This is a genomic window from Streptococcus oralis, from assembly GCF_023109005.1.
GTDB classification, from domain to species: domain Bacteria; phylum Bacillota; class Bacilli; order Lactobacillales; family Streptococcaceae; genus Streptococcus; species Streptococcus oralis_BU.
On sequence record NZ_JALDTU010000004.1, the window covers coordinates 116,106 to 133,036 of the forward strand.

The 16,931-nt window shown below is 44.1% G+C and carries 15 protein-coding genes, 1 tRNA gene and 2 other annotated features; of the genes, 2 read left to right on the top strand and 14 right to left on the bottom strand.

Going from position 1 to position 16,931, the window contains the following annotated elements:
* The first annotated feature begins 196 nt into the window (after positions 1-196).
* Positions 197-269: transfer RNA gene (locus tag M1F56_RS05485), tRNA-Lys, on the top strand.
* A gap of 209 nt (positions 270-478) precedes the next feature.
* Here M1F56_RS05485 and M1F56_RS05490 read toward each other — a convergent pair.
* Positions 479-1,738 (bottom strand): S41 family peptidase, encoded by a 1,260-nt coding sequence (locus M1F56_RS05490; RefSeq protein ID WP_247917100.1) that lies wholly within the window; start codon positions 1,736-1,738, stop codon positions 479-481.
* A 79-nt stretch (positions 1,739-1,817) separates the two neighbouring features.
* Complete coding sequence (locus M1F56_RS05495; RefSeq protein ID WP_247917101.1) at positions 1,818-2,273, bottom strand: GNAT family N-acetyltransferase; 456 nt, start codon at positions 2,271-2,273, stop codon at positions 1,818-1,820.
* 69 nt (positions 2,274-2,342) lie between these two features.
* On the opposite strand from M1F56_RS05495, the gene M1F56_RS05500 reads away from it, so the two are divergent.
* The gene (locus tag M1F56_RS05500; protein WP_247917102.1) at positions 2,343-3,002 is read left to right on the top strand and encodes a prepilin peptidase; all 660 of its coding nucleotides are present in this window, start codon (positions 2,343-2,345) and stop codon (positions 3,000-3,002) included.
* Here M1F56_RS05500 and trpA read toward each other — a convergent pair.
* The 12 genes from trpA to M1F56_RS05560 form a co-directional block, all read right to left on the bottom strand.
* Complete coding sequence (trpA, locus tag M1F56_RS05505; RefSeq protein ID WP_000047737.1) at positions 2,974-3,750, bottom strand: tryptophan synthase subunit alpha; 777 nt, start codon at positions 3,748-3,750, stop codon at positions 2,974-2,976. The two genes, M1F56_RS05500 and trpA, sit on opposite strands and share 29 nt — an antisense overlap.
* Entirely contained in the window at positions 3,743-4,966 is a 1,224-nt protein-coding gene (gene trpB, locus M1F56_RS05510) for a tryptophan synthase subunit beta (protein ID WP_247917104.1), read from the bottom strand. Before trpB (M1F56_RS05510) ends, trpA begins: the two co-directional genes overlap by 8 nt.
* Entirely contained in the window at positions 4,944-5,543 is a 600-nt protein-coding gene (locus tag M1F56_RS05515; RefSeq protein ID WP_033606249.1) for a phosphoribosylanthranilate isomerase, read from the bottom strand. Before M1F56_RS05515 ends, trpB (M1F56_RS05510) begins: the two co-directional genes overlap by 23 nt.
* On the bottom strand, positions 5,530-6,297 hold the full coding sequence (gene trpC / locus M1F56_RS05520) for an indole-3-glycerol phosphate synthase TrpC (RefSeq protein ID WP_247917106.1): 768 nt from the start codon (positions 6,295-6,297) through the stop codon (positions 5,530-5,532). The genes M1F56_RS05515 and trpC overlap by 14 nt, the downstream gene beginning before the upstream one ends.
* On the bottom strand, positions 6,294-7,298 hold the full coding sequence (trpD, locus tag M1F56_RS05525) for an anthranilate phosphoribosyltransferase (protein WP_247917107.1): 1,005 nt from the start codon (positions 7,296-7,298) through the stop codon (positions 6,294-6,296). The genes trpC and trpD overlap by 4 nt, the downstream gene beginning before the upstream one ends.
* A 10-nt stretch (positions 7,299-7,308) precedes the next feature.
* Entirely contained in the window at positions 7,309-7,875 is a 567-nt protein-coding gene (locus M1F56_RS05530; protein ID WP_247917108.1) for an aminodeoxychorismate/anthranilate synthase component II, read from the bottom strand.
* On the bottom strand, positions 7,872-9,233 hold the full coding sequence (gene trpE, locus M1F56_RS05535) for an anthranilate synthase component I (RefSeq protein ID WP_247917109.1): 1,362 nt from the start codon (positions 9,231-9,233) through the stop codon (positions 7,872-7,874). Before trpE ends, M1F56_RS05530 begins: the two co-directional genes overlap by 4 nt.
* 71 nt (positions 9,234-9,304) lie before the next feature.
* Positions 9,305-9,530, bottom strand: a binding site (T-box leader).
* Positions 9,527-10,705: a tryptophan synthase subunit beta gene (gene trpB / locus M1F56_RS05540; protein WP_045592556.1), complete on the bottom strand. Its 1,179-nt coding sequence runs from the start codon at positions 10,703-10,705 to the stop codon at positions 9,527-9,529. It overlaps the preceding feature by 4 nt.
* 163 nt (positions 10,706-10,868) lie before the next feature.
* Positions 10,869-11,100 (bottom strand) — a binding site (T-box leader).
* A gap of 34 nt (positions 11,101-11,134) precedes the next feature.
* Complete coding sequence (locus M1F56_RS05545) at positions 11,135-12,364, bottom strand: DegT/DnrJ/EryC1/StrS family aminotransferase (protein WP_009730496.1); 1,230 nt, start codon at positions 12,362-12,364, stop codon at positions 11,135-11,137.
* 42 nt (positions 12,365-12,406) lie between these two features.
* Positions 12,407-13,099, bottom strand: a complete 693-nt coding sequence (locus M1F56_RS05550; protein ID WP_000922227.1) for a sugar transferase — start codon at positions 13,097-13,099, stop codon at positions 12,407-12,409.
* A gap of 183 nt (positions 13,100-13,282) precedes the next feature.
* The gene (locus M1F56_RS05555; protein ID WP_247917110.1) at positions 13,283-15,025 is read right to left on the bottom strand and encodes an ABC transporter ATP-binding protein; all 1,743 of its coding nucleotides are present in this window, start codon (positions 15,023-15,025) and stop codon (positions 13,283-13,285) included.
* The gene (locus M1F56_RS05560) at positions 15,015-16,760 is read right to left on the bottom strand and encodes an ABC transporter ATP-binding protein (protein ID WP_247917112.1); all 1,746 of its coding nucleotides are present in this window, start codon (positions 16,758-16,760) and stop codon (positions 15,015-15,017) included. The genes M1F56_RS05555 and M1F56_RS05560 overlap by 11 nt, the downstream gene beginning before the upstream one ends.
* Between the last annotated feature and the right edge of the window lie 171 nt (positions 16,761-16,931).

Here is a 16,931-nt window from a genome sequence, read left to right on the forward strand (position 1 = left end):
AAACGCTGTGGTGTACGACTTCACACTTAAGTGTTGACCGACTATTTTTTGTATTATTAGGGAAACAAAAGTCTTCTAACAGCATGTAGGCCGTCTCACACGGAAACAGCTTCAGTTAGAGCGAGTTGCCCACCTGCTTAATTGCGCGGGTTCAATACAAACCGTGAAGTTTCGGCACCAATACAGCTTTTTCTTTGCCTCCTTAGCTCAGTTGGTAGAGCAGTAGACTCTTAATCTATGGGTCGCAGGTTCGAGCCCTGCAGGGGGCATCTAAATCAACAGGAAAAAGCCTTGAGTTACAAGGCTTTTTTGTATCCTCCCTACTTTTATTCCATCAACGGATGCTCAAGATATATTTTATGTGTAAAAAAATTCTTTTGCCCCTCAGTGATACAATCATTTTACTCAATTACAAACAGATCAAAAGCAAAAGACTTAGCTCTATTTCATACAGAACTAAGTCTTTTATTTAAACAATCTAATATTTCCTCTTCATCTCAATCAACTCCAGACATTTATCTAGATCTACATCTCGTTCAAAATGTGCAGGAGTCCAAGGGACTTCTATATCAGGAAGAACACCTTTGTCCGTCATCCCTTTGCCTTTATCTATAGCCAACCAGCGAGAAGTTGGGAACATAAAAAAGTAATCATCATAATCTACCTTGCAACAATTTGAGTAGTCTAAAATACCAAGCGTTGGACGGCCGATAACTGTTACTTTCTTAAAATTCTTCATCATCTTGACAAAATTATCTCCTGATGATGCACAATAAATATCTGACAAAACAAAAATCTGCTCTGGATAGTGACCACCCTTAACACCTGGAAAAAGCTCGTCCTGATCATCCTGATACCGAACATAGCCTTTCCCTCGATTTTGGAGTAAATTATTACGAAAATCTTCAAGCAGTTTCACCGTATCAGGACTGATATTTTCTTGTTGAAGCCATATTTCAAAGTCTTTTAAGCGTCGATCGACATTTCCTTCTGTATAGAGAATTTCCATTCCATCATCCTGTAAATCAAGAGTGTCATAGCCTTTCCCTTCCTCCAAGCCAAGATGTAAGAGCGGAAAATACAAAGAATCCGTGCCCCCATTGTTGTAACGGACATCTATAATAAGAGTTTCTGTCTCAGTAATCTTCTGCAAGCACTCTTGGTATAAACGGCTAATCGCTTCTTCATCCATAAAATTATCTAAGCGTAGATAGAGGATATCTGACTCCAACTCTTTCCAAAAGATCTGAGCTTTTTGAGCTTGCTGGCTAGCACGAACTGTAATAGACATCTCCTGTCCATCTCGCAAGACGGTCACTTGCTCTGCCATCAGTAGCAAATCTGCCCATTCTCGGTATCGTCTTTCTGGAGTCAGACTAATAAAGTAATTTGGGTGTTGCAAAGCTACTTGCTCCAAACTCATCCCGTCCAGACTGAGGATTCGATCCCCCACTTGGAGGCCTGTATCTTGGTTTGCTTCCTCAACAAACATTTCCTGCTCACTTATCCTCAAAAGAAAACCTTTCGGACCTGATTTTTTATCATGGAAAGAAATATGACCAATAATCCCAAAACTAGCAAGATAAGCTCTGACTTGATAGAGAAATTCTTGCTCAGCCATATCATCTGTAATCTTTTCTAGAAAAGGCTGAGGGTTGCACCCTTTGCGATCTTTTACTGTAGATGAATCATGTGTCATAATCCAAATAATGTCTTTAAAAATATCTGTTTTTTTCATACGAGCCGTTCCTTCTACCTTTAAAATAGTATAGCCTTCTTCACAGCGAAAAAGGAGTTTTTACTACAAAGTCAATCTGCTATCTCCCCTTTTTCATGATGTATTTTCGTATAGGTACTTCAACCATTTGAACGATTTCAAATCCTGCTTTTTGGTAAAGATTGTAAGCTGTTTGATTTGCCTCGTAGACATTTAGAGAAGTAGTCTCTATGTCTTCATTTTCAAAGGCCAAACTAACAAATTTCCTTAATGCCTGGCTACCTAAGCCCTGCCCCTGTTTCTGAGGATTGATAAAAAATCTCCCGATATGAAGATTCCTGTCTTCTAGCCTGATTTTCTGGATAAGCCCCACAAACTCTTGTCCATCAAAGATTGAAAAGATTCCTTCCAAATCTTGCAAGATTTGAATTGTTAAGGGGAAAGGAATCATTGTTCCCATCCATTGTTCTTGAAAGGATTTGCCAAGGGAGTTGGACCATTGGCATAAGAGCTGAGCATTTTCTGTACTCACATTTTCTTCAAAACGAATCATCATCTTGACCTCACCATCTTATATATGTTTCTCCATTATACTACTTCTCCTATTTTTTACGAATAGATAAGTATGATTGATCTTTATTTTTTTCTTATCGGGAGCATTCTCGCTTCTTTCTTGGGTTTGGTCATTGACCGTTTTCCTGAGCAATCCATTATCCGTCCGGCTAGTCACTGCGATTCCTGTCAGACTCGCTTGCGTCCCTTAGATTTGATTCCTATCCTCTCTCAGGTCTTTAATCGCTTTCGCTGTCGCTACTGCAAGGCTCGCTATCCATTCTGGTATGCCCTCTTTGAACTAGGCTTAGGAATCCTCTTTCTGTCTTGGTCTTGGGGCTTTCTTTCCTTGGGGCAAGTCATCCTCATAACTGCTGGCTCAACCTTGGGAATCTACGACTTTCGCCATCAGGAATATCCTTTACTAGTCTGGCTGACGTTTCATCTAATCCTAATGGCCTGCTCTGACTGGAATCTGGTTATGGTCTTCTTTCTTACTCTTGGAATCATGGCCCATTTTATCGACATTCGTATAGGAGCAGGTGATTTTCTCTTTCTATCATCTTGTGCTCTCGTCTTTAGTGTGACCGAATTACTGATTTTGATCCAGTTTTCTTCTGCGACGGGGATCCTAGCCTTTCTCCTCCAAAAGAAAAAGGAAAGACTTCCTTTCGTGCCTTTCCTCTTACTAGCTGCTTGTTTGATTATTTTTGGTAAGCTACTGCTTGTTTGATAAAGTCCTGAATCGGCTCTCCTTGGTGGAGAGCTTTTACAATTTTCGAACCGACGATAACGCCATCGGACACCGCATTGAAGCGTTCCACATCATCCTGACTAGATACGCCAAAACCTGTCAAGACTGGGATGTCTGCTACTTGATGCAATTGTGCCAAGTGCTTGTCCAAGTCTGCGCGGTAATTTCCTGATTTCCCTGTCACCCCATTGATAGCAACGGCATAGACGAATCCCTCTGCCCCTTCAATCAACTCTTTCTGACGCTCAATCCCTGTCGTCAAACTAACTAGGGGAATCAAGGCGATGTCTGTATCTGCCAAAAATGGCTCTACAAAATTAGCATGCTCATGAGGCAGGTCTGGGATAATCAAGCCCTTAACAGCTGTATCTGACAAATCTTTGACAAAGTTCTCCACACCGTACTGAAAGAGGGGGTTGAAGTAGGTCATGATGACCAGGGGAACCTCTGTTTGAATGGTTTTCAAGGTTTCAACTAGAGCCTGGGTAGAAGTCCCGTGGACCAGACTGCGCAGACCTGCTTCCTCGATCACAGGTCCATCTGCAACTGGGTCTGAAAAGGGAATGCCCACTTCAATAGCAGAGACACCCAAATCTTCTAGAAAGTGGATTGTTTCTCCTAGTCCATCCAAACCTTTCTCGTGGTCTCCAGCCATGATATAGGGAACGAAAATTCCCTTTCCAGCTGCTTTTATGGCCTTTAATTTTTCTGTTAGTGTCTTAGACATGTGCTTCTCCCTTCTTTGCTGCATCTGCTTCCAAGCGATCCTTGACTTGAACCACATCCTTGTCCCCACGACCGGATAGGCAGACAATCATAGACTTGTCTGGTCCAAGTTCTTTGGCCAATTTCACCGCAAAGGCGATGGCATGGCTAGATTCCAAGGCTGGGATAATCCCTTCCACACGAGACAAGAGCTGGAATCCTTCCAAGGCTTCCTCGTCTGTCACAGGAACATAGCTGGCGCGTTTGATATCATGGTAGTGAGAATGTTCTGGACCGATACCAGGATAGTCCAAACCTGCTGAGATAGAGAAGGCTTCAAGAATTTGACCATGAGCATCTTGAAGCACATCCATGAGGGAACCGTGAAGGACACCCGGACGACCCTTGGTCAAGGTCGCTGCGTGATGCTCCGTGTCCACACCAAGTCCTGCCGCTTCAGCTCCATACATAGCTACAGATTCATCTTCCACAAATGGATGGAAGAGACCAATGGCATTGGAACCACCACCAACACAGGCTACTAGGGCATCTGGTAAGTCTTGACCTGTCAATTCACGGTACTGTTGTTTAGCTTCTCGACCGATCACACTTTGGAAGTCACGAACGATTTCTGGGAATGGATGAGGTCCCAAGGCAGAACCAAGGATATAGTGGGTATCGTCGATATTAGCCACCCATGAACGAAGGGCTGCATTGACCGCGTCCTTGAGCACGCGCGAACCATCTGTTACTGCCTCAACCTTGGCTCCCAAAAGCTCCATACGGAAGACATTGAGTGCTTGGCGTTTGACATCTTCCTCACCCATATAGATGGTACATTCCATGTTAAAGAGGGCTGCAGCTGTTGCAGTTGCCACACCGTGCTGACCAGCACCAGTTTCTGCGATAATTTTCTTTTTGCCCATGCGTTTAGCGAGAAGAACTTGTCCCAAGGCATTGTTAATCTTGTGGGCCCCTGTATGGTTGAGGTCTTCCCGTTTGAGATAGATCTTGGCGCCACCGATATGCTGGGTCAAGTTTTTTGCATAGTAAAGAGGAGTTTCACGTCCTACATACTGGCGCAAAAGTTGGTTTAATTCCTCTTGGAAACTTGGGTCCGCCTGACTTTCACGATAAGCTTTTTCCAACTCCAAAACTGCTGTCATCAATGTTTCTGGGACGAAACGTCCGCCGAATTTTCCGTAAAATCCATCTTTATTTGGTTCTTGATATGCCATGCTTTGCCCTCTCTATAAATCTTCTAATCTTTTCCTGATCTTTTTGTCCATCTGTCTCCACTCCGCTCGATACATCTACTGCATAGGGAGTAAAGTGTTGAATTGCTTTTGCTACATTGTCTTCCTTTAGCCCACCTGCGATGAAGAAAGGCTGAGCTAGTCCCGTCGTATCTAGTTGACCCCAGTCAAAGGTCTGGCCACTCCCTGCCACAGGGGCATCAAAGAGTAGATAGTCTGCCCAAGAATGAGGCACATGACCCTCTCCATCCACCTGCACAGCCTGAATGCTAGCACAAGGCAAATCCTCAAACAAATCATCCGCCACCTGACTATGAACTTGAACCAAGTCCAAGCCAACTTTTTCAATCGCTTCTAGCAATTCTACCCGACTTGGTGAGACAAATACGCCAACCTTTTTTACATCTGCAGGAATGAGCTTTGTCAGCTCAGCAGCCTCTTCCAAGGTCACCTGTCTTTTACTAGGCGCAAAGACAAAACCAATGTAGTCTGCCCCTGCTGATACGGCTGTCTCTACCGCTTCTTTGGTCGATAGTCCACAAATCTTAACCTTTGTCAATCTGCAACTCCTTGATTCTCTGGTCTACACCTTCTGCCTGCATGAGCGCTGTTCCCACCAAGATTCCGTTAAAGGATGGTGCTACTCGTTCCGCATCCTGCCTTGTGAAAATAGCAGATTCAGATATGTACAAGCAATCATCTTTGAAGTGTTTAGCCAAGTCTACACTGGTCTGCAAGTCGACTGCAAAGGTGGTCAAGTTACGGTTATTAACCCCAATAATCTCCGCTCCAAGTCTGTGGGCCACTTCTAGTTCAGCAAGATTGTGGGTTTCCACCAAGACTTCCAGACCAAGCTCTGTCGCGTAGCCATACAGTTCCTTGAGGCGTTCTTCTGACAAGGCAGCCACGATGAGCAAGATAACTGTCGCACCTGCATTACGAGCGCGGATAATTTGCTTTTCGTCGATGATAAAATCCTTGTTGAGCGTCGGAATCTCTACCTGACTGGAAATCTCCCGTAGATAATCCAAATGCCCTTTAAAGAAAATATCATCTGTCAAAACTGAAATCATCACTGCACCATTCACTTCATAAGTCTGGGCCTGTTGCGCAATATCCACATCGAGATTAATATCTCCCAGACTAGGGCTAGCTTTCTTGACCTCAGCGATTACCTGCAAACGGTCACGGTGATTCTTCAAAAATTCTGCTAAGCGATAGGTCTGGCGCAAGGGCTGGACTTCCTCCAGCTCCATCTGCTCGACCTCACGCGCCTTCTGCTCTAAGATTCGTGCTAAAAATTCCTGACTCATTTTTGGTACTCCTGTAACAGTTTGAGTTTTTCAAGGGCCTTGCCACTAGCAATCACTTGACGGGCCAAGGAAACCCCTTCCTTGATACTAGCTACCTTACCATTAGCATAGAAACCAAGACCAGCATTTAGAACTGTCGTTTCCAAGAATGGGCTTGGTTCGTTTTTAAGAACGCTAAGCAAAATTTCTGCATTTTCCTGAGCATTGCCACCACGGATATCTTCGATAGCGTAGCGTTCCATCCCCAAATCCTCTGGAGTGAAGCTTGACAAGGTGATTTCGCCATTTTCAAGAAGAGCAATATTGGTTGTCCCGTTCAAGCCAGCTTCATCCAAGCCTTCTGGTCCAGCAACCACGATGGCACGTTTGCGACCCATATTTTTCAAAACCTGAGCGGTACTTTCTAGCAGTTCTGGACGACTAATGCCAAGCAACTGTGTTTCCAAGGCCATTGGATGAATCAGTGGACCAGTCAAGTTCATAATCGTTGGAATTCCTAGTTCCAAACGAGCAGGCATGATGTACTTCATAGCTGGGTGCATATTTTTAGCAAAGAGAAAGACGATTCCAGTTTTATCAAAGACCTTACCTAGTTCAGCTGGTTTAAGGTCAAGATTGATGCCCAATGCTTGAAGGACATCTGCCGAACCCGATTTAGAAGAAATCGAGCGGTTACCGTGTTTTGCCATATGAATGCCGCCACCAGCCAAGACAAAGGCTGCAGTTGTGGAAATGTTAAAGCTGAAAGACTTGTCTCCACCTGTACCGCAGTTATCCATAGCATCATGGATTTCAGTTGGAATGTGTTGGGCATGCCCTCTCATGACTTGTGCAATGGCTGTGCGCTCTTCCGGTGTTTCCCCCTTCATCTTAAGAGCTAAAAGGAGAGAAGCAATCTGCGCTTCGGTTACACGCCCAGTAACGATACGCTCAATGACATCCGTCATTTCCACACCTGATAAATTTTCAAATTTTGCTATTTTTTCAATAATCTCTTTCATCCTGGTTTCCTCACTTTACAACCTTCTCGATAAAATTCCGAATAGAAGACAAGCCATCTGGCGTTCCGATACTCTCTGGATGGTACTGGAAGCCATAAATCGGCAGGCTTTTGTGTTGAATTCCCATAATAGCTTGGTCATCAGTCGAACGAGCTGTCACTTCAAAGCCTTCTGGCATTTCTTCAATCAAAATACTGTGATAACGCATGACCGCACGACCATCCTCAATATCTTGGTAGAGAACAGAAGGCACTTCAAAGCTGATATGGCTCTGTTTCCCATGCATGACTTTTGGAGCCAAGCCTAGCTTACCACCAAAGACTTCTGCAATGGCTTGGTGTCCCAAACAAATTCCTAGAATCGGCTTCTTACCTGCAAAGTCACGAATCATGTCTTCCATCTTTCCAGCATCAACTGGCCAACCTGGACCAGGAGAAAAAACCAGACCATCTGCTTTTTCAGCTTCTTCATATAGCTTGGGATTATCATTTCTCAAGACCTGAACTTCTGCGAAATTCCCGATATATTGGGCCAAGTTATAGGTAAAGGAATCATAGTTGTCAATCAATAAAATCATGGTCTTAGCTCTCCAATTCTAGTCATAGATTTTGCTTTGTTAATGGTTTCTTGGTATTCGTTTTGGGCGATGGAATCGTAGACAATCCCTGCTCCAGCCTGCACATAGGCTATTTGATTTTTAAGAATCATAGTTCGGATGGCAATGGCAAAGTCCATATCACCTGTAGCAGACAAGTAGCCGATTGCTCCTGCGTATACGCCCCGTTTTTCTGTTTCCAGTTCATAGATGCGTCTCATAGCTCGAATCTTTGGAGCTCCTGAAACTGTTCCAGCTGGAAGTGTAGCTTTCAAGGCATCCATGGCAGTGAGGTCTGGAAGCAAACGACCCTTGACCACACTGGTCAAATGCATGACATAGCGGAAGAGCTCCACTTCCATATACTTGGTGACTTGAACACTGGCCGTTTCAGAGATGCGGCCGATATCATTACGTCCCAAGTCTACCAACATCCGATGTTCTGCTGTTTCCTTCTTATCAGAAAGCAGGTCTGTCGCCAAGGCCTTGTCTTCTTCATCCGTAGCTCCTCTTGGTCGCGTACCTGCAATCGGATTGGTAGTTACGATGCCATTTTTGACAGAAACCAAACTTTCAGGACTGGCACCGATGATTTGATAGTCCCCAAAATCATAGAAATAGAGGTAATTGGATGGATTGGTCACGCGGAGATTTCTGTAGAAGTCAAATGGATTTCCGGTAACTTCTGCTGAGAAGCGTTGACTGAGTACACATTGGAACATATCACCATTACGAATCAAGTCACGAGCGGTTTCCACCATTTGCTCAAACTTCTGAGGAGCGATATGCGGTTTGAAGTCCAGCGGAAATAGATCCAAATCTTCAAATTCATTTGGAGCATGAATGCGTAATTCCTCAAGCACTTGATTCAAGGCTTTTTCCAAGTCTTCTTGACTACGCTCGCTGTAGAGAGCATCCTCAATGACATGGATTTTTTCCTTCTTGTGGTCAAAAACCATGTAGCTCTCATAGACAAAGAAATGCATGTCTGGCGTCCCAATGGTATCCTCAGGGATTTGACCGATTTCCTCATAGAGCGAAATCATATCGTAACCGACAAAACCAATAGCTCCTCCACCAAAAGGTAGATATGAATGATGCTGGCTCTTATGAGTCACTTCATAAAGGAAATCCAAAGGATCCCGATCAATCACTTGACCATTTTGATAAAGAACCCCATTTTCAAACTGAATCTCAAAAACTGGATTATAGGCCAGGATAGAAAAACGAGCGGTTTCCTTGTCTCTCGGAATACTCTCTAAAATAACCTTGTGTTGCCCCTTTAGGCGCATATAAGCCAAGATTGGTGATAAGACATCTCCATGAATGATCCGTTCCATTGTAATTTTCCTTTCAGTTCTAATTCTAGTCCGTGGCGATTGTATGAAAAATCCCCACGCAAAATAACTTGCGTGAGGACGAAATTCGCGGTGCCACCTCAATTATAGGATTTCTCCTATCTCTCATTCCTGTCTCAGAACCTTCCTGTAACAGGCTGTGCGATAAAGGGCACTCCCTTGAGAATTATGTTTTCTTCTCTCGTTTCAGATGGACCCAACCTTACAGCTTTCTCTGCTTGTTTCCAGCAACCACAAGCTCTCTGTGAGAGAAAAGACTGTAATTTTTCCATCTCTTATTTTTTAGCTTCTAGGTAGTCTGCAATCGCAGCTACGTCCTTGTCTCCACGACCAGAGACATTGATGATGATAATCTCATCTTTACTTAGTTTCGGTGCACGTTTTACCGCTTCTGCGATCGCGTGCGAACTTTCGATCGCTGGGATAATCCCTTCAGTCTTGCTGAGAAGGAGCAAGGCTTGAACAGCTTCTTCATCTGTCGCTGCTACGTATTCCACGCGACCTGAATCTTTAAAGTAGGCGTGTTCTGGGCCAACCCCTGGATAGTCCAAACCAGCTGAGATAGAGTAAACTGGCGCTAGCTCTCCATCTTCCTTAAAGACTGCATAAGTCTTCATACCGTCGACAATTCCGACACTACCTTTTGTCATAGTGGCTGCGTGCTTGTCTGTGTCAAGTCCGTGACCGGCAGCTTCGACCCCAACCAATTTGACTTCTTCATCAGCCACATACTGTGAAAAAGCACCGATGGCATTGGAACCACCACCTACACAGGCAATGACGTAGTCTGGTAAACGGCCTTCTTTTTCTAAGATTTGACGACGAGATTCTTCACTGATGACCTTTTGGAATTCATGAACAATTGTAGGATAAGGATGAGGTCCTACAGCAGATCCCAAAACGTAGAAGGCTTCAAGGTCATTCATCCATGCTCCAAAGGCTGCATCAACCGCATCCTTAAGAGTTCGTGTCCCCGTTTCAACTGCGTGAACAGTCGCTCCCATCATCTCCATACGGAAGACATTGAGTCGTTGACGCTCCACATCTTCTGCCCCCATGTAGACATCACAGGCCATACCAAACTTAGCTGCAGCAGCTGCTGTCGCAACACCGTGCTGACCAGCTCCTGTTTCTGCGATCACTCGTTTTTTGCCCATACGTTTGGCAAGAAGAATTTGTCCTAAAACATTGTTGAGCTTGTGAGAACCAAGGTGATTAAGGTCTTCGCGCTTGAGATAAATCTTAGCTCCACCTAGGTGGTCTGTTAAACTTTCCGCAAAATAGAGCGGTGTTTCGCGACCTGAATAATCCTTCAAGTAATGGCGAAATTCTGCCAAAAATTCTGGATCATCCTTGTATTTGTCAAATGTCACTTCCAACTCATCCAACAAAGCCTGAATCGGCTCCGGTACAAAACTACCACCAAATTGTCCAAAATAACCTTTAGTTGTCATAAAATTTTTCCTCTTTCCATATTAATCCGGCCGTTTTGTTTGCTTTTAGTAGTAGGCAAGGAGCTGCAGATAGAACTCAAGTTCATCAAAGCGACTTAACGCCCTAATAAAAGATAAACAAAATGACCGAAAGAAAAAAGCCCACACACAGAATCTACTTCCATGTGAGGGCGTTGGTAACGCGGTGCCACCTCAATTGTAAAGGGACTATCCCCCTTTACATCTCTGCCTTGTCTAACAACAAGTTGCACTATAAGGTGTGCGCACCGAATTTTCATTGTTTCAAATTCATTTTTAAAATCAGCCCACTTTCACTACTTCCAACCACCTGTTCACAATCACCACAGGCTCCCTGAAGATCAAACATAGTTACTTTTCTGATTTATTGAGAATATTATATGTTATTGTTCTATCTTTGTCAAGATTTTTTTATGATTTTTTTCCTGAACCGAGTATTTCTTCGGAAATTCTCACCAAAGTCTGAACGATATAATCAACCTCATCATCACTTAATTTTGTATGAAGAGGGAGCGTAATTTCATTTTCAAAGAAGGCATAGGCTCTTGGATAATCTGCCATATCAAAGCCAAGATTCTTATAAGCTGTCAAGAGAGGAAGCGGTTTGTAGTGTACATTACTTGCAATTCCTGCTTTGGCCAATTCTTGGATAATACGATTACGCTCTTCTAGACTAGCACCTTCTACATGGGTGATGTAGAGGTGACGACAAGATTCGACAGTATCAGTCTTGTGTGCCAGTGGGTGAATACGAGTACCCGCAAAGCCACGATTATAGCGATCCACGATGTCCTTACGACGTTGTAGCAAACCAGGGTAACGATCCAATTGTACCAAACCTATCGAAGCCATGATATCCGTCATGTTGCACTTATAGGCTGGTGTTACGATATCGTACTCCCATGAACCCAATTGCATCTTAGCAAGAGCATCCTTAGTCTGACCATGAAGGGAAAGGATTTGGAATTCCTTGTACATTTCTTCGTCGTCAATCGCTGGATTGGCCTTCCAAGTCGCACTTCCTCCCTCAGCCGTTGTAAAGTTTTTAACGGCATGGAATGAGAAGGAAGTAAAGTCAGCGATAGAGCCCGCAGGGTGTCCTTTATAAGTTGATCCCAAAGCATGGGCACTATCAGAGACAAGCACAATACGGTTAAAGACCTTTTGCCACTTACTTGAAGCAGTAAAGAGATCGCGTTTCTTCTCCACAATTTGGAACAAACGGTCATAGTTGCAAACAATCCCTGCAAGGTCTACTGGGATGATCACCTTAGTTTTCTCAGTGATGGCTTGCTCAAGAAGGTCATAGTCCATCTCAAACGTATCTGCTTGGATATCCACCATGACGGGTGTTGCTCCTACGTGTGTGATGACACTACATGAAGCTGTGTAAGTCATAGCTGGAACGATGACTTCATCACCAGGTCCCACTTCCAACACACGTAAAATCAACTCAAGAGCGGCGGTTGCAGAGTTGAGGCAGACAGTCTTAGGGGTCTGTGTGTATTGGGACAAGCGACGCTCCAGTTCTTTTGTCTTAGGACCTGTTGTGATCCAACCAGAACGTAGGGTATCTGCTACTTCAGCAATTTCAGCTTCGGTAATATCGGGTGGTGAAAATGGAATATTGTAATTTGGCATTGATTTGCTCCTTTTATCTGTACTCATTTTCTCATGACTACTTTATTTTAGCACTTCAAACACGGTTTGAAACATGATTTTAATGTCTCCAAGGAAACTAAACTCTCGGAGATAGGCGAGATTATAGCGCATCTTTTCAGGAAGAACATGCTCTACATAAGCCTGGTCAACTGACAGACCTTTCTCCGTCATTTGACTGATGATAGTATCCTCATCCTTGTAGTTGATGCTGGCTGGAGAGGTGATTCCTGCTGGCAAGAGCAAGGTCGCCATCATTTCAGGACTATACTGCTCGGTGTAGCGTGGCACCTCAGGTCTTGTACCGACAAAGGACATTTCGCCTTTAAGGACATTGACCAGCTGAGGCAGTTCGTCCAAGCGCACACGGCGAATGAAATTTCCCACTTTGGTAATACGGCTATCGTTAGCTGAAGTCACTAGACTTCCTTTTTTATCCGCATCCGTTACCATGGTACGGAACTTCCAAATCTTGAATGGACGATTGTACTGGGTCACGCGCTCTTGCTTGTAAATGACAGGTCCCTTGCTATCCAACTTGATCCAAATGCTCAAGATGAGAAAGATTGGGGAAGTCAAAATCAGTAAAACCAAGGCCAGAACCCAGTCCAGACAACGCTTGAAAATCAGCGAACCTTTCCTTTTAGAGACAAGCTGGTAGTAAGACTCAACCTCGCTTGATTGCATTTCCACGGGCAAGTCTTCCCATTTCAGCATGCTGTTTCTCCTTTGTTTTTATTATACTATTTGTCAACATTTTTCATTATACCACAAAATGGAAAAGGCGGTGCAAGAAATCTGTAATTTAAAGGATTTCTTTCTTATATTCAATGAAAATCAAAGTACAGCTTTGAGGTTGCAGATAAAGCTGACGTGGTTAGAATAGATTTTCAAAGAGTATTAGGACATAGCCCCTGCCTGTAAGCTATACATCTTATGATAGGTTCCTTCCAAGGCCAAGAGTTCCTCATGGGTTCCACTCTCGATAATGCGTCCCTTGTCCAAAACATAAATGCAGTTGGCGTCCTGGATGGTCGAAAGGCGATGAGCAATAGCAATGGTCGTCCGACCCTGTCTCATCTTAGCTAGGGAATCTTGAACCAAACTTTCTGTCTCCGAGTCAATATTGGCTGTCGCTTCATCCAAAATCAGGATTTTAGGCTGACTTGCGACTGTTCTGGCAAAGGCAAGAAGCTGGCGCTGACCAGTAGAAAAGCTCGAACCACGCTCAGACACAGGTGCATCATAACTCTGCGGAAGTTCCTGAATAAAGGAATCTGCATCCACAAAGGCAGCCGCAGCCTGGACTTCTTCATCACTAAGATCTTGATACATGGCGATATTGGACTTGATAGTCCCGTGATAGAGGAAGGGATCCTGCAAGACCAGACCGATATTTTTTCTCAGCTCTTCCTGACTGTAGTTCCTGATATCCACACCATCCAAGAGAACGTGGCCTGACTGAAATTCATAAAAGCGCATGAGGACATTGATAATGGAAGACTTCCCTGAACCTGTATGACCTACAAAGGCAATGGTTTCTCCCCTCTTAACCGAAAAGGAAATATCATCCAGAATCTGGTGTTTGCCGTCATATGAGAAACACACATGTTCAAAACGGATATTGCCCTCTTTGATTTTGGCTTGCCCATTTTCTTGAAGAGGCTCATAGGTCCTCTCATCAATCAAGGCAAAAACACGACTTGCAGACACCATGGACGTTTGAAGGGTTGAAAAGTTTTGCGTCACCTCAATCAGAGGATCAAAGAGACGGTTGATGTACTGGATAAAGGCATACATGGTTCCTGCTGTTATTCCCAGATAAAGCCCACGGTAGCCAAAATAAGCCATCAAAACAGCGTAGCCTAGGAGTTTCAGTAAACTCATGGCAGGACGTAAAAAGAGGGCGTCCAAGGCTACAGAACGGTTGGCGTAGACCAAGTGTTCTTGGTTGATTTCATCAAATTCTGCCTGCAGGCGCTTCTCTTGATTGAATGCTTGGATAATTCTGATCCCTTCAATACTTTCTGCTAGCTTGCTATTGATATCCGACAAGAGACTTCTAGTTTTTTCGATGATTTTCACTGACTTTTTCCGATAGAGATTGACCAAAAGGAAAATCAAGGGAAGAAAGAGCAAGACTAAACCTGTCAAACGAAAATCCAGTACCAACATGGTATACAGAGTTGTCAGAAAGATAAAAACTGCTGAGATAAAACTGGATAAAATCCCTGAAAACATGTCACTTATGGTCTCGGTGTCATTGGTCAAACGAGAGACAATCGAACCAGCTGGCGTCTTGTCAAAATAGAACATGCCTAGCTTCTCCATATTAGCAAAGGCATCCCGACGAATATCTCTAACAATACTGTAGGACACGCGCGCAAAGAGAAGATTGCCGACATACTGAACTAGAGTCTGCAGGATGTAAAGACCATAGTAGACCAGCAAAACGGTCACAGCAAGTTGGTTGAGATTGCTGAGATACTGGTCGATAAAGTGGGAAGCTACAAGGGGAATCACGCTTTTAATGACCGTAGTCGCTAGGAGAAAGCTTAGTGCCAAAACGGTCAGGAGGCCATAGGGCTTGAGATAAGTCATCAAGCGCTTCAATACAGCCCATTGTTCTTGCTTATTCTGCATCTTCTTCTCCTTTCATTTCCAACTGCTGAGACTGATAGGTTTGGGCATACCAGCCATCTAAAGCTAGCAGGTCTTCGTGTGTACCGCGTTCTATGATTTGGCCATTTTGAAGAACCAAAATCAGATCTGCATGGACGACTGCACTGAGACGATGGGCTGTGATGATAGTTGTCTTATCCTTCCGCGTCTCCTTGAGATTATCGATGATCGCATACTCTGTCTTGGCATCCACGGCTGACAAGGAATCATCTAAAATCAAGATATCAGGGTCTAAAATCATCGCCCGACTCATAGCCAGACGTTGCTTTTGACCACCAGAAAGACTAACTCCTTTTTCACCAATAAGCGTATCAAATCCCCGAGGCATAGCTACAATGTCTTGGTAAACTTGGGCTAGCTTAGTCGCTTCCTCGACCGTTGAAAGGGGCAAATTAGGATTGCCAAAGCGGATATTGTCTAAAATCGAAGTCGCAAAGAGGAACTGGTCCTGAGGAACATAGCCCATAAGGCTGCGAAGGTCCGTCAGACGATAATTCCGAATATCATGCCCGTTTAGATAAATGGCTCCCTTATCCACATCGTATTCTCGCAAGAGCAGTTTGATTAAAGATGTTTTCCCAGAACCTGTCTGTCCGACCAAGCCCAGAGTTTGCCCTTTTGCCAAGCTAAAGTGAATATCCGTCAGTGTTTCTTCATTTTCAAAGGCAAAGCTGTCAATATCGTACTCCAAGCGCCCATTTTCAATACCGTCCAGAGGTAACTCAGGGTCATGTACAGGAGATTCCTGAGACAAAAGATCCTCAATTCGCTGATAGGACACCTTCCCTCGCTGAGTAATATTAAAGAGGAAACCAATGGCCATAAGAGGCCAGACCAACATATCCAAGTAGCTGATAAAGGTAACCAGATTCCCAACGGTGATTTGCCCTTTCTGAACCATCAAGGAACCGACCAAAAGAGTTAAAACGTAGGACGAACCAACAAACAATAGAACCATAGGGTCAAAGAGACTATCGTATTTCATGGTTTGCAGGTTCTTTTGAAAGGTCAATTCATTAACTGTCTGAAAGGACTTCAACTCGTCCGCCTGATAACCGAAAGATTTGGTCACTTTGATACCTGATACAGACTCCTGCACCTTGTTATTGAGTTCAGAAAAGGCAGCTTGCGATTCGCCAAAAGCCTTGTGAGTCTTTCTGCCTAAACGACTAGTTGCATAAGCCATGAAAGGCAGGGGTAAAATAGCAACCAAGGTCATTTGCCAAGAAATGCTAAAAAGCATGGTCAGCAAAGTCACCAGAGCCGTGATGGAAGCATCCACTGCTGACATGACTCCTCCACCTGCCAGACGCGTTAGGGCATTGATATCATTGGTGGCGTGTGCCATCAAGTCCCCCGTCCGATAGGTTTGATAAAAGGCTGGCGACATCTTAGTAAAATGCTCAAACAAGCGAGACCGCATAATCTGCCCCAGACGATAGGAAGTCCCAAGGATATACATACGCCAAACATAGCGCAGATAGTACATCCCAAAGGCTGCCAGCAGTAGATAAAATAGATTAAGAAGGAGGTCCTGATGGGTTAATTGTCCCGACGTAATGGCATCAATCACCCGTCCCATGACCATGGGGGGAATAAGGTTGAGGACAGAGACCAAGACCAAGGCCACAATCCCGACTAGATAACGGCGTTTTTCTAACTTGAAAAACCACCAGAGTTTTTGAATAATGGACATAAAATCCCTTTCTGATTGCAAATGGAAACCTGAGGCCAAGACTCAATGAAAATCAAAGAGCAAACTAGGAAACTAGCCGCAGGCTGCTCAAAGCACTGCTTTGAGGTTGTAGATAGAACTGACGAAGTCAGTAACCTACATACGGCAAGGCGACGTTGACGCAGTTTGAAT

Excerpts from the sequence above, each read along its gene's own strand:
- trpA (WP_000047737.1), bottom strand. The coding sequence starts at position 3,750 with ATGTCTAAGACACTAACAGAAAAATTAAAGGCCATAAAAGCAGCTGGA.
- M1F56_RS05495 (WP_247917101.1), bottom strand. The coding sequence starts at position 2,273 with ATGATGATTCGTTTTGAAGAAAATGTGAGTACAGAAAATGCTCAGCTC.
- trpB (WP_247917104.1), bottom strand. The coding sequence starts at position 4,966 with ATGGCATATCAAGAACCAAATAAAGATGGATTTTACGGAAAATTCGGC.
- trpC (WP_247917106.1), bottom strand. The coding sequence starts at position 6,297 with ATGAGTCAGGAATTTTTAGCACGAATCTTAGAGCAGAAGGCGCGTGAG.
- M1F56_RS05550 (WP_000922227.1), bottom strand. The coding sequence starts at position 13,099 with ATGCTGAAATGGGAAGACTTGCCCGTGGAAATGCAATCAAGCGAGGTT.
- trpE (WP_247917109.1), bottom strand. The coding sequence starts at position 9,233 with ATGGAACGGATCATTCATGGAGATGTCTTATCACCAATCTTGGCTTAT.
- trpD (WP_247917107.1), bottom strand. The coding sequence starts at position 7,298 with ATGAAAGAGATTATTGAAAAAATAGCAAAATTTGAAAATTTATCAGGT.
- trpB (WP_045592556.1), bottom strand. The coding sequence starts at position 10,705 with ATGACAACTAAAGGTTATTTTGGACAATTTGGTGGTAGTTTTGTACCG.
- M1F56_RS05560 (WP_247917112.1), bottom strand. The coding sequence starts at position 16,760 with ATGTCCATTATTCAAAAACTCTGGTGGTTTTTCAAGTTAGAAAAACGC.
- M1F56_RS05490 (WP_247917100.1), bottom strand. The coding sequence starts at position 1,738 with ATGAAAAAAACAGATATTTTTAAAGACATTATTTGGATTATGACACAT.
- M1F56_RS05555 (WP_247917110.1), bottom strand. The coding sequence starts at position 15,025 with ATGCAGAATAAGCAAGAACAATGGGCTGTATTGAAGCGCTTGATGACT.
- M1F56_RS05500 (WP_247917102.1), top strand. The coding sequence starts at position 2,343 with ATGATTGATCTTTATTTTTTTCTTATCGGGAGCATTCTCGCTTCTTTC.
- M1F56_RS05545 (WP_009730496.1), bottom strand. The coding sequence starts at position 12,364 with ATGCCAAATTACAATATTCCATTTTCACCACCCGATATTACCGAAGCT.
- M1F56_RS05530 (WP_247917108.1), bottom strand. The coding sequence starts at position 7,875 with ATGATTTTATTGATTGACAACTATGATTCCTTTACCTATAACTTGGCC.